This is a genomic window from Dyella terrae (assembly GCF_004322705.1).
Taxonomy (GTDB): Bacteria; Pseudomonadota; Gammaproteobacteria; order Xanthomonadales; family Rhodanobacteraceae; genus Dyella_D; species Dyella_D terrae.
The window spans coordinates 133,358-159,038 of record NZ_SIZZ01000001.1; the positions used below are offsets into that span (position 1 = coordinate 133,358).

Below are 25,681 nucleotides of genomic sequence, written 5' to 3' on the forward strand. Positions count from 1 at the left end.
GCTAGATGACGCCCATGTACCGGAGCATCAATACGACGAACGCGCCCGCCACCGCCAGCATGACAATGCGGCGGATGCGGTTGGCGACGCTGGAGCGGCGTAGATCTGGGGTCGGGTTGCGGGCCAGGGCGAGTTCTTCGGCGTGGCGGACCACCGGCTCGATGCCGATCTCCTTGAGGACCGTGCGGGCCCGCGTGTAGTCGTCGGCCTTGCTGATCCAGACCTGTTCCCACTTGTCCCGGTTCTCGCGCTTCTGCGAATAGCTGAAGCGTTCGTAGCTGGGGCGGTTCCAGTTGGAGCGGTTGACCACGGTGGCTTCGATGCCGTTTTCGGCAAGGATGGCCATGACGCGATTGATGTTGTCCTGGCGGGGCGAGGTGTAGATCTGGCGCATGGCGTCAGTTTAGTCCATTCCGATGCGGGTCCATGCCGGCCGACCGGCTCCTGATAACTTACTTCTTGAGGCGGATCAGGCCTTCCTGGGCCGTTGACGCCACGAGGCTGCCGTCGCGACTGAAAATCTGGCCGCGTGCCAGGCCGCGCCCGGCTTGTGCGGTGGGGCTGTCGAAGGAATACAGCAGCCATTCGTCCGTGCGGAACGGGCGATGGAACCACAAGGCATGATCCAGGCTCGCCATCTGCACGTTGTGCGTGTAGTAGGAAATGCCGTGCGGCAGCGTCGCCGTGCCAATCAGGTTGAAGTCGGAGGCATACGCCAGCAAGGACCGGTGCAGGACGTCGGAGTCGGCCACGCGACCGGCCAGCCGGAACCAGATGTGCTGGTAGGGCGGGCGCTTGGTCGGATGCAGCTTGTCCTGCGGCCAGACGTGGCGGAATTCGAACGGCGCATCCACTCCCAGCCAGCGCTGCAGCTTTTCCGGCAGCTTGGCCAGCTGCTCCGGCGGCAGCGGCTGCATCGGTTCGATGTCTTCCGGCGCCGGGACTTCAGGCATCGAGGACTGGTGTTCGAAGCCTTCTTCCGGCTCCTGGAAGGAAATGGAGCCATTGAGGATGGGCTGGCCGTGCTGGATGGCTACGACGCGGCGGGAGGAGAAACTGCCGCCGTCGCGGGTCCGTTCGACGCTGTAGACAATCGGCGCATGGATGTCGCCCGCGCGCAGGAAGTAGGCGTGCAGCGAATGCGCCTGGCGCCGCGGTTCCACCGTCTGCTGGGCGGCCGACAGGGCTTGTCCCAGAACTTGCCCGCCGAACACGAAGTGGGTGCCGATATCGCGACTCTGGCCGCGGAAGAGGTTGTCCTCCAGGCGCTCCAGTTGCAGCAGGTCGACGAGTTCGAGGACGTGGCTATCCGTCATGGAAAAGGCTCAGGGAGGCAGTGGCCGGCGAGTATAGCCGGGCCGGCTCGGACCCCGCGTCCACGGTGCGACTTAGCGAACGCGCTCCAGCTCGCTGTGGGCCAGGACGCGATCCCATGGGAACAGCGGGCCCGGGTCAAGCTTGCGCGGGACCTCCCGCGTCGCGTCATCGCTGGCCGGCAGGCGAGCCGTATCCAGGTCTTCGTGGCCGGCGATCTGCTTCAGCCGTGGCAGGCGTGCCCTCAGGTCCGCCAGGAGGCCTTCGAGGGCGTCGATCTGGGCGTCGGCATAGGGTTCGGTCATGGTCTGGTGGCGCGAGTCCCACCAGTGCGGGTAACGCCCCAGGTTCACCAGTTCGATACCGATGGAGTTCGCGTTGCGGCCGCGTACATGATGCGCAACGCGGTTGTCGGGAACATAGCGATACGTGCTCCCGTCACGGTCGATGTAGTAATGCCCGCTGTTGCCGGCGCCACTATCGTGCATGACCTTCTCGCCGTACTCACGGGCGAGGGCCAGGTCAGGCAGTTCGGTGCAGTGGATGACCACCATTTCGACCGCCTCCAGGGGGCGTTCGGACAGGCAGTCGACGTAGGGCAGGAGCTGATCGTGAACAGTCGGGGCAGGCATGGCCGCGAGTCTCGCATGGGCCCGGCTATCATGTGCAGCCTTGCAGCACCTTTGGAGACCGCGATGCGCGGCCACATACTTCTTTCCCACGGCTCGGATTCGGGCCCGGACGCCACCAAGGTCAGCGCCCTGGCTGCCCTGGCCGAGTCGCTGGGCTGGTCCACGGAACGTCCCGATTACCGACAGGATGACCTGAACGGGCATGCCGGGTCGGTGCAGCCGCGCCTGGAGCGCCTGCGCGCCGCCATGGATGCCCATAAGGCGCCGGTGGTGCTGGTCGGATCCAGCATGGGGGCTTTTGTTTCGGGCCTGGCTTCGCTGGACCGGCCCGTTGCCGGCCTGTTCCTGCTGGCGACGCCGTCGGCCATTCCCGGTGTCAGCCAGGCGTTCGACCTGCGTGCCGGCGTGCCGACCGTATTCATCCATGGCTGGCGTGATGACATTTGCCCGCTGGATGCGCTTTACCCGGTCATCCGTCGCCAACGTTTGCCGTTGCTGACGCTCGATGACGACCATCGCCTGAGCGACAGCGTCGATCACATCGCCAGCGAATTCCGTTTCTTCCTCGAAAAACTGGCGGTGGCCGCATGAGCGCCTTCTTTGCGACTTGCCCCAAGGGCCTGGAATACCTGCTGCGCGACGAGCTGGCCGCGCTGGGTGCGGAAGACGTCCGTGAAGCGCTGGCAGGTGTGCATTTCGCCGGTTCGATTGAGACCGCTTATCGCGCTTGCCTGTGGTCGCGCCTGGCGAGCCGCATCCTCCTGCCGCTGGCCGAGTTCGATGCCGCGACGGACGATGCGCTCTATGCCGGCATCCAGACCATCGACTGGTCCACGCACCTGGCGGCGCACGGCACGCTCGCCGTCGATGCGGTGGCCGCCCAGAGCAAGCTGACGCACACGCAGTACATCGCGCAGCGCGTGAAAGATGCCGTGGTCGACCAGTTCCGCCAGCGTGACGGTTCGCGCCCGGACGTTGATACTGAGGAGCCTGACGTACGCATCAACGTGCGCATTCGCCGCGATCGCGCCACGGTATCGCTCGACCTTGCCGGTGCGCCCCTGCATCGGCGTGGCTGGCGCGAGCTGCAGGGCGATGCGCCGCTCAAGGAAAATCTCGCCGCCGCCATGCTGCTGCGCGCGGGCTGGCCGCAGATGTATGCCGAAGGTGGTGCGCTGCTCGACCCGATGTGTGGCTCGGGCACCTTGCTCATCGAAGGCGCGCTGATGGCGGCCGACGTCGCGCCGGGCCTGCGCCGCGAATATTTCGGTTTTCTTGGCTGGCTCAAGCACGATCTGGCAGCGTGGAAGCGTTTGCTGGATGACGCCAACCAGCGTGCCGAGACCGGCTTGCGCGCCCTTCGTTCGTGTTTCTTCGGCAGCGATGCCGATGCGCGCATGATCCAGACCGCCAAGCGCAACGCGCAGGAAGCGGGCATCTCGGGCTTCTTCACGCTCGACAAGCACGATGCGCTCAATGTGTCGCCGCCGCCGGGTTACCCGCGTGGCCTGGTCATCACCAACCCGCCCTACGGCGAGCGCCTTGGTGATCGCGCCGAGATGCCGCGACTGTACCGCGCCATTGGCGAGACCTTGCGCGAGCGCTTTGCCGGCTGGCGCGCCGCCGTGCTGGCTGGTGACGTCGAGCTCGGTCGCGCCATGCCCCTGCGTGCGGAGAAGAAATACACGCTTTACAACGGCGCGCTGGAAACCACGCTGCTGCTGTTCGAGCTGCACGCGCGATCCGACACGCCGCGCGAAGCCAAGCCGCTGTCCGAAGGCGCGCAGATGCTGCGCAATCGCCTGGAAAAGAACGTCCGCCATCTGCGCAAGCGCCTGGAACGCGAAGGCATCCATTGCTGGCGCGCTTACGATCAGGATATGCCCGAGTACGCGGCGGCCATTGACGTCTATGGCAACGCCAGCGGCGACCAGTGGCTGCATGTGCAGGAATACCGCGCACCGGCGGATGTTCCCGTGGAAACCGCGCGTCAGCGCCTGCGTGAGATCGTGCGCGTTGCTGGCGAGGTCCTGGAAGTGCCACGCGATCGAGTGGCGCTCAAGACTCGCGAACGCGGCAAGGGCGGTTCCAAGTACGGGCAGTTCGATCAGCGCGGTGAGTTCGTCGAAGTGGAAGAGGGCGGCCTGAACTTCCTGGTCAACCTGACCGATTACCTGGACACCGGCTTGTTCATCGATCACCGTCTGGTGCGCGCCAGGCTGCGCGAGCTCGCCAAGGATCGTCGCTTCCTGAATCTGTTCGCCTACACGGCAACGGCGAGCGTCTACGCGGCCGCCGGCGGCGCGCGTGATACGACCAGCGTGGATCTGTCGGGAACCTATCTGGACTGGGCATCGCGCAATCTCGCCCTCAACGGATTCTCCGGCGCCAAACACCGGCTGATGCAGGCCGATGCGATGGCATTCCTGCAGGAGGATCGCGAGCGCTACGGCGTGATCTATGTCGATCCGCCCACTTTCTCCAACTCCAAGCGCGCTGATGACTTCGATGTGCAGCGCGACCACGTGCGCATGCTCAAGGCCTGTGGGGAGCGCCTGGCGGGCGATGGCGTCATTGTCTTCTCGAATAACTTCCGTCGCTTCGAACTGGATCGTGCCGGACTGGAAGATACATTCCTGATCGAGGACTGGAGTGCCGCGAGTATTCCGTTCGACTTTGCGCGACGTTCGGATATTCACGGTTGCTGGTTGCTGCGCCTGCATCCGCAGGAATCGCCGTGGGAAAGCAGCGTCGGCCACATTCGCCATCGCTCGCGCTGACGGCGATCGCCAAACCTGAACCACCCTGCGTGTGCACGGTGGTTCAGGAGTTCTCCGGCGGATCCGGCCGTTTCGTCGTCCCGGAAAGCGATGTCGCAAGCCTGTTCTTCACCCCATGGGTGAGACCGGTTCCTTTGCCCTTGTCGTCGCCCGATCGCGACGATGGCGCTCGTCATTCAGGTTGTCGCGGTGCTGGCCAAACGCCGGATTTACGAGCGCGGGCAACCTCGAATTTGCTCAGTGTCGATTCAGCGCTTCGGACCGAGCATAGGTGCCGTGTCAGGTAGTGGTGGATGACTCTGTCGGATTCATCTGAACTCACTGTCAGGGCACGCTATGCGGAGTCCCATTCATGAACAAGTCGAAGCTTTCCAACGTCAAGCGAGTCGTGCTGGCAACTGCGGTGTTGCTGGGCTGCAGTGCCTTTGCACCGGTGTTTGCGCGCGACCACGTCAGTGTTGGCATCGGTGTCAACCTGCCGGGCGTGAGCGTCGGCTATAGCAACGGCTATGCTCGCCCCTACTACGGTCCGGCCTACTATCCGGCGCCGGTGTACTACCGTCCTGCGCCACGCGTCGTTTACTACGATGAGCCGTACGTGGTTGAGCGGCCGGTCGTGGTGCGTCGTGTGTACCAGGAGCGCGGTTACTACCATGAGCGCCCGCGTCACTACTATCGCGATTACGAAGATTGACCGAATCGCGAGACAAAGAGCCCGGCAATCGCCGGGCTCTTTTTTTATCGGTTACGGGTGATGTGGCCCGGTCATGAATCCGCCTTTCACCGCCTGATCTTCCAGCTTGTCATATTCGGCTTTGTCGATCTTGGACACGGACTGAATGGCACAAGGTGGCTCATCACGCGACCGCACCGTTTCTCCGGACTCGCCGCAGATGGCGCCCCATCCCGTCATCTTGTTCGATTGATTGGCGCGAAAGCGCAGGCTTTGGCCAATGCCCAGGCGCGGGCAGTCGTTTTGCAGCTTGACGAGGTAGCGATCAGGCCCGGCCTTGGCGATGATCGTATGGTTGTCCAGTACATACCATTGGTTGAGGCGATCGGGTCGCAGACATTCGCTGACGGGTCTTAGCGGGTGGTATTCCGGTGTGGATTTCGGAGCCGACTGAGCCTGAACGACGCTGCTGATGGCCATGGCCAGAACCAGCATCACGATGCGCGTTTTCATGAGATCACCTCATAGGTTGAATGGAACTCCCTGATACCCGCCGCTCCAGGTCACCCGGATCGATCGAGCCGGCAACATTGACCGCCCGGGACGCGGCCGCTGTCAAGCCTCTGCCATCGTTGGATCACGCAATGTGAACAAGCGGTCCGGCAAGGTTCCGGCATGCACTTTCGCTCGCGATCCAGCGGCCTCCATAACGTCCGGGCGGTGGATTCCGTGTACCGGAGCTTTTGATGAGCCCTTCCGACCTGACCGTTGCGACGTCGATCGCTTCCCGTTTCCGTGCCGTGCGGGAACAGACCGCGGCGCTGTGCACCGGCCTCTCGGCCGAAGACATGATGGTGCAGTCGATGCCGGACGCCAGTCCGACCAAATGGCATCTGGCGCACACCACCTGGTTCTTCGAAAGGTTTGTGCTCTCCAGGAACAAGACGTTTAAGGCCATCCATCCAGAATGGCACGAGCTGTTCAACTCCTATTACCAATCCGTCGGTCCCATGCATGCCCGTCCGATGCGCGGCGTGCTGTCCCGCCCGTCGCTGGATGACGTCAAGGCGTGGCGATCGCATGTCGACGAAGCACTGGCGGCCTGGCTCGAACGTGGTGCCGATGCGGAAACGCTGGCCCTCGTCGAGCTGGGCATGAACCATGAGCAACAGCACCAGGAGCTGCTGCTGACCGACATCCAGCACGCGCTTTCATGCAACGAACTGTTGCCGGCCTACGACGCCCATATCGCGTCGGTGCCGGGTGAGCCCGTGCCGCTGCGCTTCGTGGCCTGTGAAGGCGGAACCGTCGAGGTGGGGTACGAGGGCGAGGGCTTTGCCTTCGATAACGAATCGCCGCGGCACGGTTACCTGCTGCGCCCTTACATGCTGGCCAATCGCCTGGTCAGCAACAGCGAATACCTGATGTTCATCCAGGACGGCGGCTACCACGATCCGCTGCTTTGGCTGTCGGATGGATGGGCCACGGTGCAGGGCCAGGGCTGGAGCCGGCCGTTCTACTGGCAGGAGGATCTGGCCAGTGCCTTCACCCTGGGCGGCGTGCGCGAACTGGATCCGTCGGCGCCGGTAACGCATCTGAGTTACTTCGAGGCGGACGCGTTCGCTCGCTGGGCGGGTGCGCGGCTTCCCACGGAACAGGAATGGGAGCATGCGGCTGCCTCGGTCCCCGTGCAGGGCAATCTGCTCGATGGCTGGCCGCGATTGCCGCATGCGGCGCGAGGCGCGGGTCTTTTGCAGATGTTCGGTGACGCCTGGGAATGGACCGCGTCACCTTACGTGAGCTACCCGGGTTTTAAGACGCTGCCCGGTGCGCTTGGCGAATACAACGGCAAATTCATGAGCGGCCAGTGGGTGCTGCGCGGTGGTTCGTGCGCGACGCCAGTCAGCCACATCCGATGTTCTTATCGAAATTTCTTTCCGCCCCACGCGCGCTGGCAGTTCAGCGGAACCCGGCTGGCACGCGACGCCTGAGCAAGGTTGATGAATACCCAAGCTTTCGAACTGAGAGATGACGAACGACGTCCGCCGGCCAACGATCTGCTGGAGGTCGTACAGCAAGGGCTCGGACGAACGTCGAAGCAACTGCCTTCCTGGCTGTTTTACGACGAGCGCGGTTCGCAGCTGTTCGAGGATATCTGCGAGCAGCCGGAGTACTACCTGACGCGCGCGGAGCTTGCGCTGATGCGCGAGCATGGTCAGGCCATAGCCGACGTGCTGGGTGCCGATGTGCGCCTGGTCGAGTTCGGCAGCGGTAGTGCCATCAAGACACGCATTCTGCTTGAGCATCTCGAGCGACCCGTTACTTATGTGCCGGTGGAAATCGCAGGTGAGCCGTTGCGTGAAAGCGTCAAGCGATTTGGCGAGATATTCCCACAGTTGCCAATCCAGCCCCTCCATGCTGATTTCACCAAGCCGCTGCGGCTGCCGGTGCCGCCGCGCACGGCCAAGCGCACGGTGGTGTATTTCCCTGGCTCCACCATCGGCAACTTCGACCAGCGTGATGCATCACGCCTGCTGCGCACCATGCGTGACGAGATGGGTGAGAACGGTGCGATCCTGATCGGCGTCGATCTGAAAAAGAATCCGGCGACCATCGAGGCGGCCTACAACGACAAGGCGGGAGTCACCGCCGAGTTCACGCTGAACATGCTGGTGCGCCTCAATCGTGAGCTGGGGTGTGATTTCGCGGTGCACCAGTACCGGCATCGCGCGCGCTACAACGCCTGGGCCGGACGGATTGAAACTCACATTGTCAGTACCGTCGACCAGCGTGTACGCGCGGGATCGCGGCGTTTTGACTTCAGCGCGGGCGAGGCGATGCTGGTGGAGTACAGCTGCAAGTACTCCCTGGAGGACTTTGCCCAGCTCGCATCCCGCGCAGGCCTGCGCGTGGCGCAGGTCTGGCTGGATCGGGACGGGCTGTTCAGCGTGCAAATGCTGGTGAGGAGCTAGTTCCTCACCGGCTGACCTGCGGCATCAATCCGGTCGCCGCGCACCGAGAGACACCAGGACTTCCTGCGCCGCGCGAATGCGTTCGCTGGCGCCGGGAAGTTCCAGGATGATGCGCAACTTGTCCTGGCCATCGAGCTTGTAGACGCGCGGCTGGCTCTGGATCAGGCGGATGATGGCCATGGGCTCGACCTCGGGCTTGTCGCGGAAGGTGATGCGCCCGCCATTCGGGCCCACGTCCAGTTTGCGAATGCCCAGCGGCGTCGCCATCAACTTGAGGCTGGCCACGGCGAACAGTTGCTTGGTGGCATCGGGCAGCAAGCCGAAGCGATCGATCATCTCGACCTGGAGCTCGCGCAGCGCATCGTGATGGCGCGCGCTGGCGATGCGCTTGTACAGCGTCAGTCGCGTGTGGACGTCCGGCAGGTAGTCGTCGGGAATGAGTGCAGGGAGGTGCAGCTCGACTTCCGTTTCGTGTTCGGAGCTGAGATCGAAATCGGGCACCTTGCCGGATTTGAGCGCGCGCACGGCGCGTTCAAGCAGCTCGGTATAGAGCCCGAAGCCGATCTCCTGGATCTGGCCGGACTGTTCGTCGCCCAGAAGTTCGCCCGCGCCACGGATTTCCAGATCGTGGGTGGCCAGCGTGAAGCCGGCACCGAGCTCTTCCAGCGATGCCAGGGCTTCCAGACGCTTCTCGGCATCAGCCGTCGTGGCCTTGCGGTCCGGCACGACCAGATAGGCATAGGCGCGGTGGTGCGAGCGACCCACGCGGCCGCGCAACTGGTGCAGCTGCGCAAGGCCGAAGCGATCGGCGCGGTCAATGATGATGGTGTTGGCGGTCGGAATATCGATGCCGGTTTCGATGATGGTCGTGCACACGAGCACGTTGTATCGCTGCCGGTGGAAGTCCGCCATCACCTGTTCCAGTTCGCGCTCGGCCATCTGGCCGTGGGCGATGCCGATGCGCGCCTCCGGAATGAGTTCCTGAAGATCCCTCGCCGTGCGTTCGATGCTGTCCACTTCGTTGTGCAGGAAGTAGACCTGTCCGCCGCGCGCCAGCTCGCGCTGGAAGGCTTCGCGAATGGTGGCAGGGTCCCAGGTGCTGACGAAGGTGCGCACGGCCATGCGGTGGGCCGGCGGCGTTGCAATGAGCGAGAGATCGCGCAACCCGCTCATCGCCATGTTCAATGTGCGCGGAATCGGCGTCGCCGTCATCGTCAGCAAGTCCACTTCCGCGCGCAGTTTCTTCAGCTGTTCCTTCTGGCGCACGCCAAAGCGCTGTTCTTCGTCGACGATCACGAGGCCGAGATTCTTGAAGCGGATGTCCGGCTGCAGCAGCTTGTGCGTGCCGACGATGACGTCGATCTGGCCATCGGCGAGCTTCTTGAGCGCTTCGTTGACTTCCTTGGTGGACTTGAAGCGCGACAGCACGTCAACGCGTACCGGCCAGTCGGCAAAGCGATCGGCGAAGTTGCGGAAATGCTGCTGCGCGAGCAGGGTGGTGGGAACGAGTACGGCCACCTGCTTGCCAGCGGTGGCGGCGGCAAAGGCCGCGCGCAGGGCGACCTCGGTCTTGCCGAACCCGACGTCGCCGCAGATCACGCGATCCATGGCGCGTGGCGCAGCAAGATCGCGCAGGACGGCATCGATGGCCTGCTCCTGGTCGGGCGTCTCTTCGAACGGAAAACTCGAGCCGAACTCCTCCACCATCTGGCGATCGATCGGCAGCGATTCACCGCCGCGCGCTTCGCGCTGCGCGTAGATGGCGAGCAACTCGGCGGCCACGTCGCGTACTTTTTCGGCGGCCTTGCGGCGCGCGCGCTCCCAGGCGTCACCACCCAGCGAGTGCAGGGGCGCCAGTTCCGGCGCCGTGCCCGTGTAGCGGCTGACCAGTCCCAGCTGCGCCACCGGCACGTACAGCTTGTCGCCCTTGGCATACTCGATGGTGAGGAACTCGCCCTCCATCCCGCCCAGCTCCATCGACACCAGTCCCTGGTAGCGACCCACGCCGTGGTCGACGTGGACGATCGGCGCGCCGATGGTCAGCTCGGTCAGGTCACGGATGATTGCATCGGGATCGCGCGCGGCACCGCGCCGGCGCTTGCGCTCGGTGCGGACGCGTTCGCCATAGAGTTCGCGCTCGGTAAGTACCGTGACTTGCGGCTTGTTGAGCGCGAAGCCCTGTTCCAGTGGCGCGATGGTGATGGCGAAGGCGGTGTCGCTGTCGGCAAAGTCGCGCCAGCCCCCGATTGTCGCGGGCTTGAGGCCCGCGCCGGCCAGGGTTTCGATCAGCGCCTCGCGTCGCCCGGCAGAGTCGGCGGCGATCAGCACGCGGCCTTTGTAACCGGACAGGAAATGGCGAAGTGATGTGCCGGGTTCCTCACCCTTGCGATTGAGAGGAAGCTCAGGCGCCGGCTGCGTGCCCGAAGCGATGGCATGCTCGTGGCTGGCCTCCACCAGTTCCACGCGCAGGCGCTTGTTGAGCTGTGCACGCAGCTGTTCCGGCGGCAGGTACAGCTCGTTCGGCGGCAGGACCGGACGCTCGATGTCATGCGCGCGCTGGTCATAGCGTTCGCCCGTCTGCACCCAGAACTGGTCGGCGGCCTCCATGGCGCCTTCCCCAAGGAGGAAGACGGCATCGTCGGCGAGGTAGTCGAACAACGTCGCGGTTTGCGGGAAGAACAACGGCAGGTAGTACTCGATGCCGCCGGGCGTCACGCCTTCTTTCATGTCCTGGTAAAGCGGGCAGCGACGGATGTCGATGGGGAAGCGTTCGCGCAGGTTGCCGCGGAAGTTCTTCGCCGCTTCGTCGGTCAGCGGGAATTCGCGCGCGGGAAGCAGTTCCACCTTGTCCACGGTGTGCTGCGAGCGCTGCGTTTCCGGGTCGAAACTGCGGATCGACTCCACTTCATCGTCGAACAGCTCGATGCGATAGGGCTCGGCCGTGCCCATCGGGAAAATGTCGATCAGGGCGCCGCGCACGGCAAAGTCACCGGGTTCGGCGACTTGCGGCACGTTGTGGTAGCCCGCGGCTTCCAGTCTGCGCTGTTGGGCCGAGAGATCGAGCTTCTGTCCCTTGTGCAGGACGAGGCCAGAGCCCGTGATGTGGCTCTGCGGTGCGATGCGCTGCATCAACGTTGCCATCGGCACCACCAGGACGCCGCGCTTGGTCGACGGCAGGCTGTAGAGGGTGGCGATGCGCTGCGAGACGATTTCCGGATGCGGGCTGAAGATGTCGTAGGGCAGCGTTTCCCAATCGGGAAAATGCAGCACCGGCAGATCGCCGCCGAATACCTTCAGCTCATCCTCCAGGGTGCTGGCACGCTGCGTGTCGCGAGCGACGGCTACCACCAGGCCGTCGTGCGAACGCGCGGCCTCGGCCAGCAGCAGGGCGCGCGACGAACCGTTCGGCGAGGCCCAGAAGCGGCGCTGCTTGGGCGTCGTGGGCAGGGAGGGATGGGGGATCGGACTTGGCATGAGGCGCGGCGTTCCGGGGCGCGGCGAAGCTGCGCCAATGAAAGCGGGCAAGTGTAGCTCGACGACCGTGAGGTCGCCTCCTTCGCGTCAGGGCGAAAAGGATGAGTCGGCCGAAAGACGAATCGGATGCCCGCGTGGCGGGCAGGGCCTCAGAGCAGCAGCGACAACTGCGCCGTGCCGGGCTCTTCCGACATCATGCGTCGCGTAAAGCCCAGTTCGCGGCACAGTTCGAGCATCGGCCGGTTCTCGTAAAGCACGTAGCCCCAGACCTCGCTCAGGCCACGACGACGGCAGTCATCGACCAGGCGCTGCATGAGCAGGGCGCCCAGGCCCTTGCGGGTCCAGTCGTGCTCGACCAGGACGGAGAACTCCGCACTGTTGGCGGCGACGTCGACAAAGATGCGGCCGACGCCACGCATTTCGGCGGGACGCTGGGTCTCGTCCATCAAGACGAGTGCCGTTTCCAGCTCGGGATCAATGCGGGTCAGGCGCTGGGCCATCGACGGTGGCATTTCGGCCATCGCGTGCAGGAAGCGGCGACGGATTTCCTCCGGCGACAGGCGCGCGAAGGCCCGCTGCAGGGCGGCCACGTCGCCGGGCTCGATGCTGCGCAGGGTCAGTTCGTGGCCGTCATGCGTGCGCACCCGCTCGCCCTTGGACGGGGCGGGCACGGCCAGCAGCTGCGGACGCGCAAATCGGCCAGGCCCGCGAGGGGGCAGGCGGCTGGGCGGCTGGATCGTGTCGGTGGTAGGCATGGTCAGCATGTCCGTACTTTACCGTATTGTGTGCAGTGCAGCATGAACAAATCGGTCAGATCTGTCCCCTTGCACTGTGGCGCCTCGCCGCAGCCGGGTCAGGGTGCTGTTGCGCATGCACATTGCGTCATGGCGGAGGTTTCGACCCTGATCTGGGTCAGAATGCGCCAGGCAAAGTGTCGCGGTCATCATGTGGAGTCGATGAGATGGGCAAAGCAGTGGCGATGGGTTTGACCCTGGAGAAATTCGACGCCTTGTGCGGGCACTGGCCCGGCGTCACCCGCGACATCAAGTGGGGAGCGGATCTCGTCTACAGCGTAGGTGGGAAGATGTTCGCCATCACGTCGGCGGACCGGTCCGTCATGGAGCGCCTGACCATAAAGGTACCCGCGGAGCGCTTCCTCGAACTGACCGATCGCCCGGGTATCATCCCGTCCCCCTATCTGGCACGTGCCCATTGGGTAGCTGTTACCGATGTCCCGCGTTATCCGACGCAGGAGCTGGAGGCTTTCATCCGAACCTCCTACACCGAGGTGCGGCAGAAGCTGACCAAGAAGTACCAGTCCACCCTGGGCCCGTTGCCGCCGCACTGAAAGGAAACCCCATGCAGCAATTCATTGGAGGCGTCGCCCTGGTCGTTGCCGACTACGCCGCCGCGATCGCCTGGTACACCGGCGTGGCCGGCTTCGAACTGATCGAAGACATCGATATGGGCGAGGGCAAGCGCTGGGTCGTCGTCGCGCCGCGTGGCTCGAAGGAGACCCGCTTGCTGCTTGCGCAGGCAGCCAACGATACCCAGCGTGCCGCCGTAGGCCACCAGGCTGGCGGTCGCGTCTTCCTGTTCCTGCACACCGACGATTTCTGGCGCGACTACGAGCGCATGAAAGGCGCGGGCGCGACGTTCTGCGAGGAGCCGCGCGAGGAGCCCTACGGGACGGTGGTGGTGTTCGAGGATCTGTACGGCAATCGCTGGGATCTCATCCAGCGCAAGTAAGACCGGTCAGTCCACCAGGTCTGGTTCGAAGAAACTCCACATCACGTCGGGGAACTGCGACTTCAGCGCTTCCTCGACGCGATTGACGTTTTGGATCAGCGTGCGATTGTCCGCCGTGGGCACCATGCGTGCCTTGGTGGCGACCATCACATCGGGCCCCATCTGCAGAGTGATCAGGTTGAGGACCACCTCCACCTCGGGCTGCGCATTGAGGAAGGCAAGCATCTCTTCGCGGCGCCGGGGCTCAATGCCCTGGCCAATCAACAGCGCCTTTACTTCGACGGCCACCGCAACCGCCACCACGACCAGCAGGATGCCGATGCCGACGGTACCCAGAGCATCGAACACCGGGTTGCCGGTGATCATCGTGGCACCGATGGCCAGCAAGGCCAGCATCAGGCCGAGCAGGGCGGCAAAGTCCTCGCCGAAGATCACCAGCAACTCGCTCGAACGTGTCTGGTGGAACCACGCCATCAGCCCGCGATCGCCGCGCGCCTTGTTCACTTCCTGCATGCAGCCGTGCATGGAAATGCCTTCCATCACGATGCCGAACAGCAGCACGCCCACGGCCAGCCAGGGCCGCTGCAGTGGTTCGGGATCGTTGAGTTTGTGCACGCCTTCGTAGATCGAAAACATGCCGCCCACGCTGAAAAGCAGGATCGCGACGAGGAACGACCAGAAGTACAGCGCGCGACCCCAGCCCAGCGGGTACTCCTCGGAAGGCGCACGGCGCGCCTGGCGCATGCCCAGCAGGAGCAGCAACTGGTTGCCGCAATCGGCCAGTGAGTGAATCGCCTCGGCCAGCATGGCGCCCGAGCCGGTGAAGATGGCGGCGGCGAGCTTGCTGACGAAGATGGCGAAATTGGCGCCCAGGGCGAGGAGAATCGCCTTGAGCGAATTGGCAGGACCGGACATCGCGTTCTTCCCTTGAACCGCAGATCGTATGACGGGCGCCGTAGCGTGAAATCAGTGAATCCCGACGCCCACGCCGACGCCGAAGTGCACGTTGTTCTTGCCGCTGCTCATTTCATCGGCGGTCCATACGTGCGCTTGTCCGACATTGACCAGCGGGAATACGTACATCGCCTCGCCGACCTTGCCGCTGCGGCTGCCGCTGATGCGGCCGGTGAGCGTCATGAGCGCCCCGGCCGGATAATTGAGTGATTCGGCGTAGCCGGGAATGATGGCAATGAACCGGCCCGTGCCCTGCATGTTCGCCTGCGGTCGCTGCGAGCCGTCCAGCGGATAGCCCAGCACTTCGACTTCGCTATGGTCGGGGAAGTTGTGCACGTTGACGATCTGGCCACCCCAGACGATGTCGGCGTTGGCGTAACGCTCCGGTGCTTCGGCAACGCCGTAGGGGACGACTACCACGGTGCCCGTGGTCTTGTAGATCGGCGCGGGCGCACAGGCCGTCAGGGCGAGCAGGGCGACCGGCAAGGCCGCGCGCAGGATGGTAGGGAGTCGGAACGTGTTCATGGACGGGCTCCTGCTCTCGGATGACGGTGAGACAAAGCTTAGCGTGGCATCGCCGGGCCGGGATAGGTGGCCCGTGCTCAGGTGCCAAGCCGTTCACGTACGGCCTGCAGCGTCCGATCGGTCGCAGGGTGGCGGCTTGCCGGGTCGACCACCGCATAAATCGTATTGCGGCAGGAGCGCCCGGCCACCCCGACAACACGTAGCGTGCCCTGTTCGACCGGGTCACGGGCGCAGCCGCCGGGGACGACGGATACACCACGTCCTGCCGCCACCCAGTCCAGCACCTCTTCCAGCTCCTCGAAATGCGCGACGCCCTGGATACTGCCGGGACTGGTGCCGATCATCTGCGTAAACCAGGTGGCGAATACAAAGTCGCTTTCGTCGTAAGTGATATAGGGCGCCTGGGCAAGGATCGATGCAACGTCGTCCGGCAAGCCGACGACGGCGCCCGCCACCAGGACGATTTCCTCCGAGCCGACGGCCAGCAGCTGATGCCTGCCCGGTGGTGGCATGCGATGCACGAAGCCCAGATCCGCCTCGCCGGACTCGACCATGCGTACCACTTCGTCGGCGGTCGGGTAGCTCATGCGCAAGGGCAGATCGGACAACGGGCCGTCGCGGAACAGGGGCAGCAGGTCGTACCGCCCGAACCCGCTGACGGCAGCGATCCGAAGCGTGGCCGCCGGGGCCTGCGCCTCCTGCAGTTCATCGCGTACGCGCGCCCAGTCACGCCCCATGTCCCGACAAAAGGCCAGCAGACGTTGTCCGGCGGCGTTTGGCACCAGTCTGCCGGACAGTCGATCGAACAGCGGCGTGCCCAGTGATTCTTCCAGGCGCCGCAACTGGTAACTCACGGCCTGCTCGGTTCGATGGAGCTGCGCAGCGCCCGCGCGCAGGCTGCCGGCATCACAGACGGCGCGGAAGGCATGCAGATAGCGCAATTCGATGTTCACGGCGGCACCCGGCGGTACCCCAAAAAATCTTCGGGGGGATCGAAAAAAGATTCGCATGGTGGCATTGCGGTCCACAAGCCAAGAATGACGCGATCCCCACCTGGAAGCCCGGACATGTCCATTCGATGGCTGAGTGCCCTGATCTTCGTCCTGTCCTGGCCGGTTCTGGCCGCCGACCATGGCGCGGCGCATTTCTTCTTCTACCGGATCAACCCGGGAGATGAGGCGAAGTTCGAGGCGGGCTACCAGAGACACCTTGACTGGCATCGTCAGCATCGCGACCCGCTGACCTGGTACGGATGGACGGTCGAAGACGGCGAGCGCGACGGCTTCTTTGTCGACGCAAGTGTCGGCGAGCCGTATGAGGCCTTCGATCACCGCGTGGATCTGGCCGATGACGCGGCCGATGCCAAGGTCCACGTCTCGCCTTACGTTACGCCGACAGGGCGGCCGACGTTCCAACTGCTGCGTAAGGTGAGTACCGCCACGCCTCTGGAAGACAAGGAGCCCAGCAAGCGCGTGCAGGTCACCTTCGTCTCGGTGCGGCCGGGTCACGAACGCCAGTTCGAGCAATCCCTTGTGGTGTCGCGCAAAGCGTTGCTGTCGATGCGCGAAGCCCCGGCACACACGTGGTATCGCCTGGTCACAGGCGGCGAATCCACGCAATACATGCTCATGGTGGCACGCGACGATTGGGCGAGTTTTGATCGCTTTCATGAGGACGTGCCCGCCCTGCTGGCCGGGGATGAAGGCGCTTTGCGCGCCTTCTCCGCAGCGGTGCGAGACATGCGCACCGAAATGTGGCGATACCGTCCCGAGCTGAGCAACCTCACAAAAACGGGACCGTGAGCGCGACGCGCTGACGGTCCCGGCGACTCAGCGAATAACGCCCAGCGAACGGCCAACCTTGGTGAAAGCGGCGATGGCGTGGTCGAGATGCTCACGCGTATGCGCCGCGCTCATCTGGGTGCGGATGCGCGCCTGGCCTTGCGGCACCACCGGATAGAAGAAGCCAGTGACGTAGATGCCTTCCTCGAGCAACGCCGTCGCCATCGCCTGGGCCTTCTTGGCGTCATACACCATCACCGGCACGATCGGATGCACACCCGGCTTGATATCAAAGCCGGCCCGGGTCATCTGTTCGCGGAAGTAGTGCGTGTTTTCCTGCACGCGCTGGCGCAAGTCTGCCGCGCTGGCCAGCATGTCGAACACCTTGATCGCGGCGGCCACCACATGCGGAGGCAGCGAGTTGGAGAACAGATACGGACGCGAGCGCTGGCGAAGCATTTCGATGACTTCAGCGCGACCGGTGGTGAAACCACCCAGGGCGCCTCCGAGTGCCTTGCCCAGCGTGCCGGTGAAGATGTCGATCTTGTCCATCACACCGTTGACTTCGGCCGAGCCGCGACCGGATTCGCCGAGGAAACCCGTGCAGTGGCATTCATCGATGTGCACCATGGCGTTGTACTTCTGCGCCAGTGCCGTGATCTTGTCGAGCGGGGCGATGAAGCCATCCATGGAGAACGCGCCATCGGTGGTGATCAGCTTGGTGCGCGCGCCTGCGGCATCAGCGGCCTGAAGCTGAGCTTCCAGATCGGCCATGTCACAGTTGGCGTACCGGAAACGCTTGGCCTTGCACAGACGGATGCCGTCGATGATCGAGGCATGGTTCAGCGCATCGGAAATGATCGCGTCTTCTTCGCCAAGCAGGGGCTCATAGAGACCACCATTGGCATCGAAGCAGGCGGCATAGAGGATCGTGTCTTCGGTGCCGAAGAATTCGGCGATTTTCTTCTCAAGCTGCTTGTGCAGATCCTGCGTGCCGCAGATGAAGCGCACCGACGCCATGCCGAAGCCGTGGGTGTCCAGTGCATCTTTCGCGGCTTGGATAACCTCCGGGTGATCGGCCAGTCCCAGGTAGTTGTTGGCGCAGAAGTTGAGCACCTTGCGGCCGCCTTCGAGCTCAATCTCGGCCGACTGCGGCGAGGTGATGATGCGCTCGGCCTTGAACAGACCCTGCTCGCGGATGGCGTCGAGTTCGGCGGCGTAACGGGCCTTGGCGTTGTAGGACATGGCGGAACTACCGTTGGGTGGGAAAGGTGGAATTGTGGGGCCTGCGCGGCCGCGATGGAACCGGGAGGGCGCTTTCGCTTGCGACGGGTTCGAAAGCGCCGGGCCCGCTGGATCTCAATGCAAGCCGAAATCCACGCGCGTCGTCTTGCCTTTGTCGTCGATGCCTTCCGGGGTGAGCTTGACGTCCTTTACGCCCACTCGGTTGTCGTCGATCTTGCCCTTGAACCATTCGCGTACCGCCTGGGCACGACGCGTGGCGAGGTCGCGCATGGCCTTGTCGTCCACGCTCACGTTGGTTTCCATCAGGCTGCGCATCTCGTCCGGTTCAAGCGACTTGTTGAGGCCGATGGCGTTCTTGGGCTTATCGATCTCGGAGTGCTTGTAGGCGCGCTTGAGGAAGCGCTCGTACTGGTCGGGCGTGATCTCGACCTTGGCTAGCGCGACGTCGGACGTGTCGGCGTCCTTGCCCTTGTCGTCGAGCTGCTTTTCCTTGCGGACCAGGTTGTCGACGGTGACTTTGCGAAGGCCTTTCTGGTCCTTGTCCGGATCCACGCGGCCGATGATGTCGAGCGTCAGCGACGGCTTTTGCTTCAGTACATTGACGATCTTTTCCATGCGCTGCGTGGCCTGATCGTCGAGCACCGCGGAACCGGGATCGAACTCCACGTAACCGAGCTCTTCGTGATCCTTGCCGCCGAAGGCCGCACCCAGAAGGCGGAAGGGTGCCGTGGCCGCTTTGGCGATGAGATTGCCGATGGCGCGCCAGATCAAACCGCCCATGCTGAACTGCGGATCGTCCAGCGAGCCCGAGACTGGTACATCGACATCGATATTGCCCTGCGTGTCCTTGAGCAATGCCACGGCCAGCTTGACCGGCAAGTGCGACACACCGGTGCCCTCGATGCGATCGCCGAAGGTGAGCTGGGTAATGAAAATGTGGTTGTCGGCGTTGAGCTTGCTGTGGTCGAGCACGTAGTGCACATCGACCGTCAGCTTGCCCTGGGTGATGGGATAGCCCGTGTACTTGCTGGAGTAGGCGCTCAGATGGGTGAGCTCGACTTCGTCAGCCTTGCCCTTGATGTCGAGAGCTGCGACCGGCGCCAGCGGATTGATGGTGCCGTTGATGTCGACCGGCGAGTCCTCGTCGAGCGCGGCCTGCACCGCGAGATCGGCCGGCGGCCCGCCCTCTTGCGTGCCGAAGGCGCCGATCTTGCCGGTCACCTGCGTCAGGTTGGCGGTGTAATTGGGCTTGATGAAATTGTCGGTGTAATTGAGCTGGCCGTTGAGCAGCGTGACGCCTCCGATCTGGATGTCGGCTGCCGGGCCCGTGGCTTCGACCGTGGCTTGCTGCGGCTGCTTCGGGGTGACCACTGGCGCTTTCGGCTGCGGCGTCGTGGGTTCTGCGCGCGTGACGGATACGGGAGCGTTTTGTTCTTTCTGCACCACGTCGGAGAGATTCAGGCGGCCATCCGCGTTGACGATCATGCGCGCATAGAACGAACTGAGCGTCAGCATGCCCACATGCATGCGTGGCGCGCCAACGCCATAGCTCACGTCCAGACGCGAGGCATTGAGTGTGTTCCAGCGCAGGAAATCGTCGCCGGTGACCTTGTCCTGCACGCGCACGCGGTCCAGCGATGCATTGCCGTTGTACGTAAACACGGGGTCGGCGCGGCGGCCGTCATAGTGCAGTTTGCCGCTACCGCTGATGCGTGCCTGCGAAATCACCACGTTGAGCGGCACGCTGATGTAGGGTGCGTAGTTGGCGATATCGAACTGCCTGAAGGTGACCTGCAGATCGGCGACCGAGGGCAGGGGCTGCACCTTGCCGTTCATGCTGAAGGTGCCGCGCCCGGCCTTGCCTTCGAGCTTCACGTCGCGCGGCTGGGCGAAGTTGTCGCTGAGGCGTTCGATGCCGCCGTCAAGTGAGTCGAGCTGGATCTTCGCCGGTTCGGTACCGGCGGCCAAGTCGGAAAAGAGCACCGAGCCGTTCGCCAGCGCGAGCTTGTCGATGCTCCAGTGCCAGGCGGGGCTTACCTCGCCGGTCTTCTTCGCGGCCTCCTTGCGCGCCTGTTTGACGTCGGTCTTCGCGGCGAACAGGTCGACGATGCTGATGTATTTGTTGCTATTGCGCTGGACGTCTAGCTTCATGTCCGTGGCGGTGACGATACCCAGACGAGCTTCGCGGCTGGCCAGGTCCACCTTGGTGATCTGCGCCTCCATCTTGCTCCAGGCGACCGGCGCGCCATGGCCCTTGAACTGCGGTTCCAGGGCAAAGCCTGTCACGGCCGCCGTTGCAGGCCCCAGGATGACGTTGAAGTCCTTGCCCCAGTTCAGCTGCATGGGACCGCTCGCGTCGAGCTTGCCTTCATGCACGCGTGCCGCGAACGGCGGGGCGGCGACGGCCTGCAACGGCGGGAGGTCGACCTGTTTGAGTGTGAGGGTGCTGGCGAGCTTGGTGTTCGACAGATCGATCGTGCCCTGCGCACCGATCTGGCCGCCGAACATCTGGCCGTCCAAATGGATTTTGGCCGGCGCGGCTTTGAGGAGGCTCAAGGCCTGGATGCTGCCGCGCAGCTGAGTGATATCGAGTTTCTGCGCATTGGCATCCGTGTAGTGGATGGCGCCGTTGGCCAGCTCGACCGCGGCGATGCGCACGTCAGTAGGTGTTTCAGGTTTCGCGTCAGCAGGGGCAGCCGACTTTTGCAGCATGGTGTCGAAATTGCTGCTGCCGCCCGGGCCCTGCGTGTAATGCACTTGCGCGCCATCCAGCTTCAGCGTGCCGAGCACATAGCGCGAGGCCAGAGGCTGCACGTCGCTCAGCTGGGCATCACCCTGGTTGATCGACGCAATCGCCTGGCCCTTGCTGCTGTTGAGCGCGAAGTCGTCCAGGTGAAGGTTGCCTGTGAGCTGCAGCGTCGGCGTCGGCTTGGCTTCGAGAAAGTGCAGAACGAGCGTGCCGCTCAACAAGCCTTTAGGGATCGCGATCGGCAGTGGCGTCGGGACGTAGCCCATGTAGCGCGCAAGGTCCAGCTTGTCGAGCTGGAAATCCATGGTGGAGTCGCGGCTTTCGGCGAAGGGTTTCGTCTGTCCCTTGATGCTCACTGGGCTGCCGTCGACGCGCATGGCCAGCAGTGGTTGGACATAGATGTCCGTACTGGATGGCAGGTTGGCCAGGAAGGGGATGCCAAGTTCGATCTGCTCGACCTTGTGCGTGGCCTTGCCCGCCTGATCGTCGAAGTCGATGTCGCCGTCGTGGATGCTGATGTTCGAGAGAGCGAAACGCGCGGGTTTCGCGTTCGGATCCGTCGGGCCGGAGGCAAACTTGTCGATGAGGTCGGTGAAATTGAAGCGCTGGTCGGCCTCGCGCACGATGCGCACGCGCGGGCGTTGCAAGGTCAGTTCATCGAGCACGGGAGCCAGCCGGTACACTGAACTCCAGGAGGTGTTCACCACGACCTGGTCGATATCGACAAAGGCGGCCTTTCCATCGCGATCGCCGATGTGCAGCTGATCTAGCTGTAAACGCAGCGTGTAGGGATTGAGGTGGACCTTGTCCAGGGTTACCGGGCGGCCCAGCGCCACCGTGGCGCGCTTCTCGATCTGGGACTTGATGATCGAGGGGCCTGCGAAGAAGCCGAGCAGGCCGAAAAGGACCAACACGATCGCCAGGATCAGGAGTGTCTTGCGAACCCGGTGGGAGTGATACGTGGCGAGCGCGCGCTGTCGCGCGGCTTCAAGCCGAAGGCGGCCGGGGGAGGTGGGGTCTGCCATGCGCTGCTGCTCCGTCGTGGTCACGGCCGACGGGATGCGAAAGTTCTTAGGCATCCTCCCCGATGTCCGAATGCTTGTTCGGCCGCGTCGGGGAGTTTACTCGGGCACTTCGTGGATTTGATGCGACTCCCCGCGCAGCATCACGGGGAGTTCGCCTACCGCTTCAGCTGGCGGTCAATTCCATGTCAGTTCCAGGAACAGACGACCTTGCCGCACTTGCCCGCGTCCATCAGGTCGAAACCCTTCTGGAAGTCGTCGATATGGATCTGATGGGTGAGAACCTTCTGGAGCGGGAACCCGGTAAGAACCATCTGAGTCATCTTGTACCAGGTCTCATACATGCGACGGCCATAGATGCCCTGCAGGGTGAGGCCCTTGAAGATGACGCGGTCCCAGTCGATGCCGGCACCCTTGGGCAGGATGCCCAGCAAAGCGATCTTGCCGCCGTGGTACATGCAATCGAGCATGTCATTGAAAGCGCGCGGGTTGCCGCTCATTTCCAGGCCCACGTCGAAGCCTTCCATGTGAAGGTCCTTCATCACGTCCTTGAGCGACTGGTTGGCGACGTTGACCACGCGCGTGGCGCCCATGTCGGCGGCCAGCTTGAGGCGGTAGTCGTTCACATCGGTGACGACGACGTTACGTGCGCCCACGTGCTTGGCGATACCGGCGGCAATGATGCCGATGGGGCCGGCGCCGGTGATCAGCACGTCTTCGCCGATCAGGTCGAATTCCAGCGCGCAATGCGCGGCATTGCCGTACGGGTCGAAGAATGCCGCCAGCTCGGAGGGGATCTGGTCCGGGATAGGCCACAGGTTCGAGGCCGGCATGGTCATGTATTCGGCGAACGCACCGTTGCGGTTCACGCCAATGCCAATGGTGTTCGGGCAGAGGTGCTGACGGCCGGCGCGGCAGTTGCGGCAGTGGCCGCATACGATGTGGCCTTCGGCGGAGACGCGATCGCCCACCTTGTAGCCCGTGACGCCCGGGCCGATCTCGACGATGCGGCCGACGAATTCATGGCCGATGGTGAGGCCCGGCTTGATCGTGCGCTGGCTCCACTCGTCCCATTTGTAGATGTGCAGGTCGGTACCGCAGATGGCCGTCTTCTCCATCTTGATCAGCACTTCGTTGGGGCCGACCTCCGGCATCGGAACTTCTTCCATCCAGATGCCCTGTTCGGGCTTGCGCTTGACCAGGGCTTTCATCGTCTGCGACATGGTTCACCATCGGCTGGCCCGCAAAGCGGGCGGGGAAAGGGCTGATTATAGTTGAGAAGCGGGACGGGATATGGGGGTGGCGGGCCGGGAAATCGCATGGACTTCCACGCTTTCGGGCCGCGTGCAAACGAAAATTCGGGGTAGTGCTGGGATACGCCCACGCACGTTCCGGAGTCATCCCGCGATTGACGTAGAACGAGAAGGTAAGACATGTCCAGCATAGGGGGGCCGTACCGCGTGGCTTCTCACGGCACGATGGTCGCGGACATATTGGCGGGAGCTTTCGCTGCACCGCAGCGTTGCCCGGGTACCCTGATAACCACTATGGTCGCAAGTTTCTGCGACGACCCACAGGGGAATCTCACATGCGTTTGAAATTGGGACTGGCCACTGCCGTGGCCCTGACTCTTGCACCCGTCGCCCAGGCGGACGAAGGCATGTGGATGCCCTCCCAGCTGCCGAGCATTGCCGCGCAGCTAAAGGCCGCCGGCTACCAGGGCAATCCGGCCGACCTGGCCGACCTGACCAAGCCGCCGCTCAGCGCGGTGGTAAAGGTGGGCGGCGCCACGGGTGCTTTCGTCAGCAACGAAGGGTTGGTGCTGACCAATCACCACGTGGCTTTCGGCGTCATCCAGTACAACAGCAAGCCCGAGCGCGATCTGATCCAGAACGGTTATGTCGCCGCCGACCGCTCGCAGGAACTCCCCGCCAATCCCGATTTCCGTCTGCGCGTGACCACGGGTTTCGACAAGGTCACCGACAAGGTGCTCGCCGGTGCCAAGGGCAAGACCGGTCGCGCGTATTTCGACGCCGTCGATGCGGCCAGCAAGGCGCTGGTCAGCGAGTGCGAGCGGGACGTGGGCTACCGTTGCAGCGTGGTCAACATGTTCTACGGCCGCGACTTCTACCTGGTGAAGCAGCTCGAGCTGCGCGACGTGCGCCTGGTGTTCGCGCCGCCGCGCGCCATCGGCAATTACGGCGATGAAGTGGACAACTTCGTGTGGCCGCGCCACAGCGGCGACTTCACCATCCTGCGCGCCTACGTTGGTCCGGATGGAAAGCCCGCCGATTACTCAAAGGACAACAAGCCTTATACGCCGCCGGCGCATCTCCAGATTGCCAGCGAAGGCGTGAGCGAAGGCGATTACGTGATGCTGGCCGGCTATCCGGGCATTACGTATCGTCATCGCATGGCGGCTGAATTCGCCGACCAGATCCAGTGGCGACTGCCCAAGTCGGTCGAAGTGATGAAGCAGTTGCAGGGCGTGATCGAGGACTCCGGCAAGGCTGACAAGCAGGCGGCCATCCGCTATGCCTCGCAGCTTCAGTCGCTCAAGAACGGCATCAAGCGCTTCAGCGGCGAGCTGGAAGGCCTTAAGCGCAGCGACGCCGTCAGCATCCGTCGCAAGGATGAAACGGCGATGATGGCGTGGCTCGACAAGCAGCCAAGCGCCAAGACGCTCAAGCCGCAGATCGCCTCGGCTTCGAAGCTCCTCGCTGACGCCAACGCCACGCGCGATCGCGATCTGCTGTTCGCACTGATGCAGTCGCAGACGCAGCTGATGCGTTCGGCGATCACGCTGCAGCGACTGGGTGCCGAACGCGCCAAGCCGGACGCTGTGCGCGAAACCGGATTCCAGCAGCGTGACGAAGACCTTATCGCCGGCATGCTCAAGCAAGTGCAGCGCCGTTTCGATCCGGCGGTTGAGAAGCGTTTGCTTACGGCCTTGCTGACCCGTTACCAGCAATTGCCCGACGCCCAGCGCGTGCCCGAGTTCGACGCCGCTTTCGGCCGTACGCCGGCCGAACTGGCCAAGACGCTGGATGGGGTTTACGGCGCAACCAAACTCGGCGATGAAGCACAGCGCTTGCACTGGCTGAAGGCCAGCCAGGCCGAGTTGGCGCAGTCAGATGACGCCTTGCTTGCACTCGCCGCCAAACTGCAGCCGGCACTGACGCGCCTGGACGAGCAGCGCAAGGGCCGCGAAGGCGATCTGCTGCGCCTTCGCCCGGCGTATATGGAAGCCCTGATCGCCTATCGCGAGCAGCAAGGTCGTGCGGTTTACCCCGATGCCAACTCCACGCTGCGCGTGAGCTACGGCAAGGTCACGCCGCTGAAGGCGCGCGACGCCGTGTCGTATGCGCCGCTGACCAGCACCGAAGGCATCGTCGAGAAGAACACCGGCGAAGAGCCCTTCGATGCCCCCAAGCCGCTGCTCGATGCGATCGCCAAGGGTGACTACGACGGCTATCGCGACGCGAAATCGGGCGTCATGCCGGTCAACTTCCTCAGCAATCTCGATACCACGGGCGGCAACTCCGGTTCACCGGTGATGAACGCCAAGGGCGAGCTCGTTGGCCTCAATTTCGACAGCAACTGGGAAGCCGTGAGTGCCAGCTGGATGTTCGATCCTCGCTACAAGCGCGCGATCCACGTTGACATGCGCTACATGCGCTGGTTGATGGACAAGGTCTACCCGGCACCACACCTGCTCAAGGAGCTGGGCGTTCCGGCCAAGTAAGAAGAAGGCGGCGGCGCCGAAGGGTGTCGCCGCCTTGCAGGTCGAAAAATTGCCCGCGTTTGCGCG

The 25,681-nt window shown here is 63.7% G+C and carries 21 protein-coding genes; 9 read left to right on the plus strand and 12 right to left on the minus strand.

Going from position 1 to position 25,681, the window contains the following annotated elements:
• Position 1: 1 nt before the first annotated feature.
• From EYV96_RS00720 to EYV96_RS00730, 3 genes are all read right to left on the minus strand, one after another.
• Positions 2-394, minus strand: coding sequence for a hypothetical protein (locus EYV96_RS00720; protein ID WP_131149620.1), 393 nt, complete (start codon positions 392-394; stop codon positions 2-4).
• Positions 395-452: 58 nt separating this feature from the next.
• Positions 453-1,316 (minus strand): acyl-CoA thioesterase II, encoded by an 864-nt coding sequence (gene tesB, locus EYV96_RS00725; RefSeq protein ID WP_131149621.1) that lies wholly within the window; start codon positions 1,314-1,316, stop codon positions 453-455.
• A gap of 72 nt (positions 1,317-1,388) precedes the next feature.
• Positions 1,389-1,946, minus strand: coding sequence for an N-acetylmuramoyl-L-alanine amidase (locus EYV96_RS00730; protein WP_131149622.1), 558 nt, complete (start codon positions 1,944-1,946; stop codon positions 1,389-1,391).
• Positions 1,947-2,009: 63 nt separating this feature from the next.
• Between EYV96_RS00730 and EYV96_RS00735 the strand changes: the two genes are divergently transcribed.
• From EYV96_RS00735 to EYV96_RS00745, 3 genes are all read left to right on the plus strand, one after another.
• Entirely contained in the window at positions 2,010-2,537 is a 528-nt protein-coding gene (locus tag EYV96_RS00735) for an alpha/beta hydrolase (RefSeq protein ID WP_131149623.1), read from the plus strand.
• Positions 2,534-4,726, plus strand: a complete 2,193-nt coding sequence (rlmKL, locus tag EYV96_RS00740; RefSeq protein ID WP_131149624.1) for a bifunctional 23S rRNA (guanine(2069)-N(7))-methyltransferase RlmK/23S rRNA (guanine(2445)-N(2))-methyltransferase RlmL — start codon at positions 2,534-2,536, stop codon at positions 4,724-4,726. Before EYV96_RS00735 ends, rlmKL begins: the two co-directional genes overlap by 4 nt.
• A gap of 352 nt (positions 4,727-5,078) precedes the next feature.
• A complete protein-coding gene (locus EYV96_RS00745) occupies positions 5,079-5,420 on the plus strand; it encodes a hypothetical protein (protein ID WP_205746057.1) in 342 nt (113 codons plus the stop codon).
• Between the two features lie 51 nt (positions 5,421-5,471).
• On the opposite strand, the gene EYV96_RS00750 is transcribed toward EYV96_RS00745, so the two are convergent.
• Entirely contained in the window at positions 5,472-5,912 is a 441-nt protein-coding gene (locus EYV96_RS00750; RefSeq protein ID WP_131149625.1) for a DUF6491 family protein, read from the minus strand.
• Between the two features lie 233 nt (positions 5,913-6,145).
• On the opposite strand from EYV96_RS00750, the gene egtB reads away from it, so the two are divergent.
• The gene (gene egtB, locus EYV96_RS00755) at positions 6,146-7,390 is read left to right on the plus strand and encodes an ergothioneine biosynthesis protein EgtB (protein ID WP_131149626.1); all 1,245 of its coding nucleotides are present in this window, start codon (positions 6,146-6,148) and stop codon (positions 7,388-7,390) included.
• 9 nt (positions 7,391-7,399) lie between these two features.
• Entirely contained in the window at positions 7,400-8,371 is a 972-nt protein-coding gene (gene egtD, locus EYV96_RS00760; protein ID WP_131149627.1) for an L-histidine N(alpha)-methyltransferase, read from the plus strand.
• Between the two features lie 24 nt (positions 8,372-8,395).
• Here egtD and mfd read toward each other — a convergent pair whose 3' ends face one another.
• Positions 8,396-11,845 carry a transcription-repair coupling factor gene (gene mfd, locus EYV96_RS00765; protein WP_131149628.1) on the minus strand — a complete coding sequence of 1,150 codons (3,450 nt, stop codon included), beginning with the start codon at positions 11,843-11,845 and terminating at the stop codon, positions 8,396-8,398.
• A gap of 149 nt (positions 11,846-11,994) precedes the next feature.
• A complete protein-coding gene (locus EYV96_RS00770; protein ID WP_205746058.1) occupies positions 11,995-12,600 on the minus strand; it encodes a GNAT family N-acetyltransferase in 606 nt (201 codons plus the stop codon).
• Positions 12,601-12,806: 206 nt separating this feature from the next.
• On the opposite strand from EYV96_RS00770, the gene EYV96_RS00775 reads away from it, so the two are divergent.
• Both EYV96_RS00775 and EYV96_RS00780 read left to right on the plus strand, forming a co-directional pair.
• Entirely contained in the window at positions 12,807-13,193 is a 387-nt protein-coding gene (locus EYV96_RS00775; protein ID WP_131149630.1) for an MmcQ/YjbR family DNA-binding protein, read from the plus strand.
• 11 nt (positions 13,194-13,204) lie between these two features.
• Positions 13,205-13,594: a VOC family protein gene (locus EYV96_RS00780; protein ID WP_131149631.1), complete on the plus strand. Its 390-nt coding sequence runs from the start codon at positions 13,205-13,207 to the stop codon at positions 13,592-13,594.
• A 6-nt stretch (positions 13,595-13,600) separates the two neighbouring features.
• On the opposite strand, the gene EYV96_RS00785 is transcribed toward EYV96_RS00780, so the two are convergent.
• From EYV96_RS00785 to EYV96_RS18680, 3 genes are all read right to left on the minus strand, one after another.
• Positions 13,601-14,509, minus strand: coding sequence for a cation diffusion facilitator family transporter (locus EYV96_RS00785; protein ID WP_131149632.1), 909 nt, complete (start codon positions 14,507-14,509; stop codon positions 13,601-13,603).
• Between the two features lie 51 nt (positions 14,510-14,560).
• Positions 14,561-15,073, minus strand: coding sequence for a Slp family lipoprotein (locus EYV96_RS00790; protein ID WP_131149633.1), 513 nt, complete (start codon positions 15,071-15,073; stop codon positions 14,561-14,563).
• Between the two features lie 77 nt (positions 15,074-15,150).
• Complete coding sequence (locus tag EYV96_RS18680; protein ID WP_165488546.1) at positions 15,151-16,026, minus strand: LysR family transcriptional regulator; 876 nt, start codon at positions 16,024-16,026, stop codon at positions 15,151-15,153.
• A 114-nt stretch (positions 16,027-16,140) separates the two neighbouring features.
• On the opposite strand from EYV96_RS18680, the gene EYV96_RS18685 reads away from it, so the two are divergent.
• Positions 16,141-16,875 carry a hypothetical protein gene (locus EYV96_RS18685; RefSeq protein ID WP_165488547.1) on the plus strand — a complete coding sequence of 245 codons (735 nt, stop codon included), beginning with the start codon at positions 16,141-16,143 and terminating at the stop codon, positions 16,873-16,875.
• 27 nt (positions 16,876-16,902) lie between these two features.
• Here the strand turns inward: EYV96_RS18685 and kbl are convergent, their stop codons facing one another.
• The 3 genes from kbl to tdh all read right to left on the minus strand — a co-directional run bounded on the left by kbl (position 16,903) and on the right by tdh (position 23,093).
• Entirely contained in the window at positions 16,903-18,099 is a 1,197-nt protein-coding gene (gene kbl, locus EYV96_RS00800) for a glycine C-acetyltransferase (RefSeq protein WP_131149635.1), read from the minus strand.
• Between the two features lie 114 nt (positions 18,100-18,213).
• A complete protein-coding gene (locus EYV96_RS00805) occupies positions 18,214-21,927 on the minus strand; it encodes a DUF748 domain-containing protein (RefSeq protein ID WP_240732301.1) in 3,714 nt (1,237 codons plus the stop codon).
• A gap of 131 nt (positions 21,928-22,058) precedes the next feature.
• On the minus strand, positions 22,059-23,093 hold the full coding sequence (gene tdh, locus EYV96_RS00810) for an L-threonine 3-dehydrogenase (RefSeq protein WP_205746059.1): 1,035 nt from the start codon (positions 23,091-23,093) through the stop codon (positions 22,059-22,061).
• A gap of 365 nt (positions 23,094-23,458) precedes the next feature.
• Here tdh and EYV96_RS00815 point away from each other — a divergent pair, with 365 nt between their 5' ends.
• Positions 23,459-25,615: a S46 family peptidase gene (locus EYV96_RS00815; RefSeq protein WP_131149636.1), complete on the plus strand. Its 2,157-nt coding sequence runs from the start codon at positions 23,459-23,461 to the stop codon at positions 25,613-25,615.
• The last annotated feature ends 66 nt before the right edge of the window (positions 25,616-25,681 follow it).

What these genes read in the sequence shown, in the direction of transcription:
- egtD (WP_131149627.1), top strand. Translation starts at nt 7,400, where the DNA reads ATGAATACCCAAGCTTTCGAACTGAGAGATGACGAACGACGTCCGCCG.
- EYV96_RS00735 (WP_131149623.1), top strand. Translation starts at nt 2,010, where the DNA reads ATGCGCGGCCACATACTTCTTTCCCACGGCTCGGATTCGGGCCCGGAC.
- EYV96_RS00815 (WP_131149636.1), top strand. Translation starts at nt 23,459, where the DNA reads ATGCGTTTGAAATTGGGACTGGCCACTGCCGTGGCCCTGACTCTTGCA.
- EYV96_RS00745 (WP_205746057.1), top strand. Translation starts at nt 5,079, where the DNA reads ATGAACAAGTCGAAGCTTTCCAACGTCAAGCGAGTCGTGCTGGCAACT.
- EYV96_RS00770 (WP_205746058.1), bottom strand. Translation starts at nt 12,600, where the DNA reads ATGCCTACCACCGACACGATCCAGCCGCCCAGCCGCCTGCCCCCTCGC.
- EYV96_RS00730 (WP_131149622.1), bottom strand. Translation starts at nt 1,946, where the DNA reads ATGCCTGCCCCGACTGTTCACGATCAGCTCCTGCCCTACGTCGACTGC.
- rlmKL (WP_131149624.1), top strand. Translation starts at nt 2,534, where the DNA reads ATGAGCGCCTTCTTTGCGACTTGCCCCAAGGGCCTGGAATACCTGCTG.
- EYV96_RS00720 (WP_131149620.1), bottom strand. Translation starts at nt 394, where the DNA reads ATGCGCCAGATCTACACCTCGCCCCGCCAGGACAACATCAATCGCGTC.
- EYV96_RS00790 (WP_131149633.1), bottom strand. Translation starts at nt 15,073, where the DNA reads ATGAACACGTTCCGACTCCCTACCATCCTGCGCGCGGCCTTGCCGGTC.
- mfd (WP_131149628.1), bottom strand. Translation starts at nt 11,845, where the DNA reads ATGCCAAGTCCGATCCCCCATCCCTCCCTGCCCACGACGCCCAAGCAG.
- EYV96_RS00780 (WP_131149631.1), top strand. Translation starts at nt 13,205, where the DNA reads ATGCAGCAATTCATTGGAGGCGTCGCCCTGGTCGTTGCCGACTACGCC.
- egtB (WP_131149626.1), top strand. Translation starts at nt 6,146, where the DNA reads ATGAGCCCTTCCGACCTGACCGTTGCGACGTCGATCGCTTCCCGTTTC.
- EYV96_RS00785 (WP_131149632.1), bottom strand. Translation starts at nt 14,509, where the DNA reads ATGTCCGGTCCTGCCAATTCGCTCAAGGCGATTCTCCTCGCCCTGGGC.
- EYV96_RS00805 (WP_240732301.1), bottom strand. Translation starts at nt 21,927, where the DNA reads ATGCCTAAGAACTTTCGCATCCCGTCGGCCGTGACCACGACGGAGCAG.
- tesB (WP_131149621.1), bottom strand. Translation starts at nt 1,316, where the DNA reads ATGACGGATAGCCACGTCCTCGAACTCGTCGACCTGCTGCAACTGGAG.
- kbl (WP_131149635.1), bottom strand. Translation starts at nt 18,099, where the DNA reads ATGTCCTACAACGCCAAGGCCCGTTACGCCGCCGAACTCGACGCCATC.
- EYV96_RS18685 (WP_165488547.1), top strand. Translation starts at nt 16,141, where the DNA reads ATGTCCATTCGATGGCTGAGTGCCCTGATCTTCGTCCTGTCCTGGCCG.
- tdh (WP_205746059.1), bottom strand. Translation starts at nt 23,093, where the DNA reads ATGTCGCAGACGATGAAAGCCCTGGTCAAGCGCAAGCCCGAACAGGGC.
- EYV96_RS00775 (WP_131149630.1), top strand. Translation starts at nt 12,807, where the DNA reads ATGGGCAAAGCAGTGGCGATGGGTTTGACCCTGGAGAAATTCGACGCC.
- EYV96_RS00750 (WP_131149625.1), bottom strand. Translation starts at nt 5,912, where the DNA reads ATGAAAACGCGCATCGTGATGCTGGTTCTGGCCATGGCCATCAGCAGC.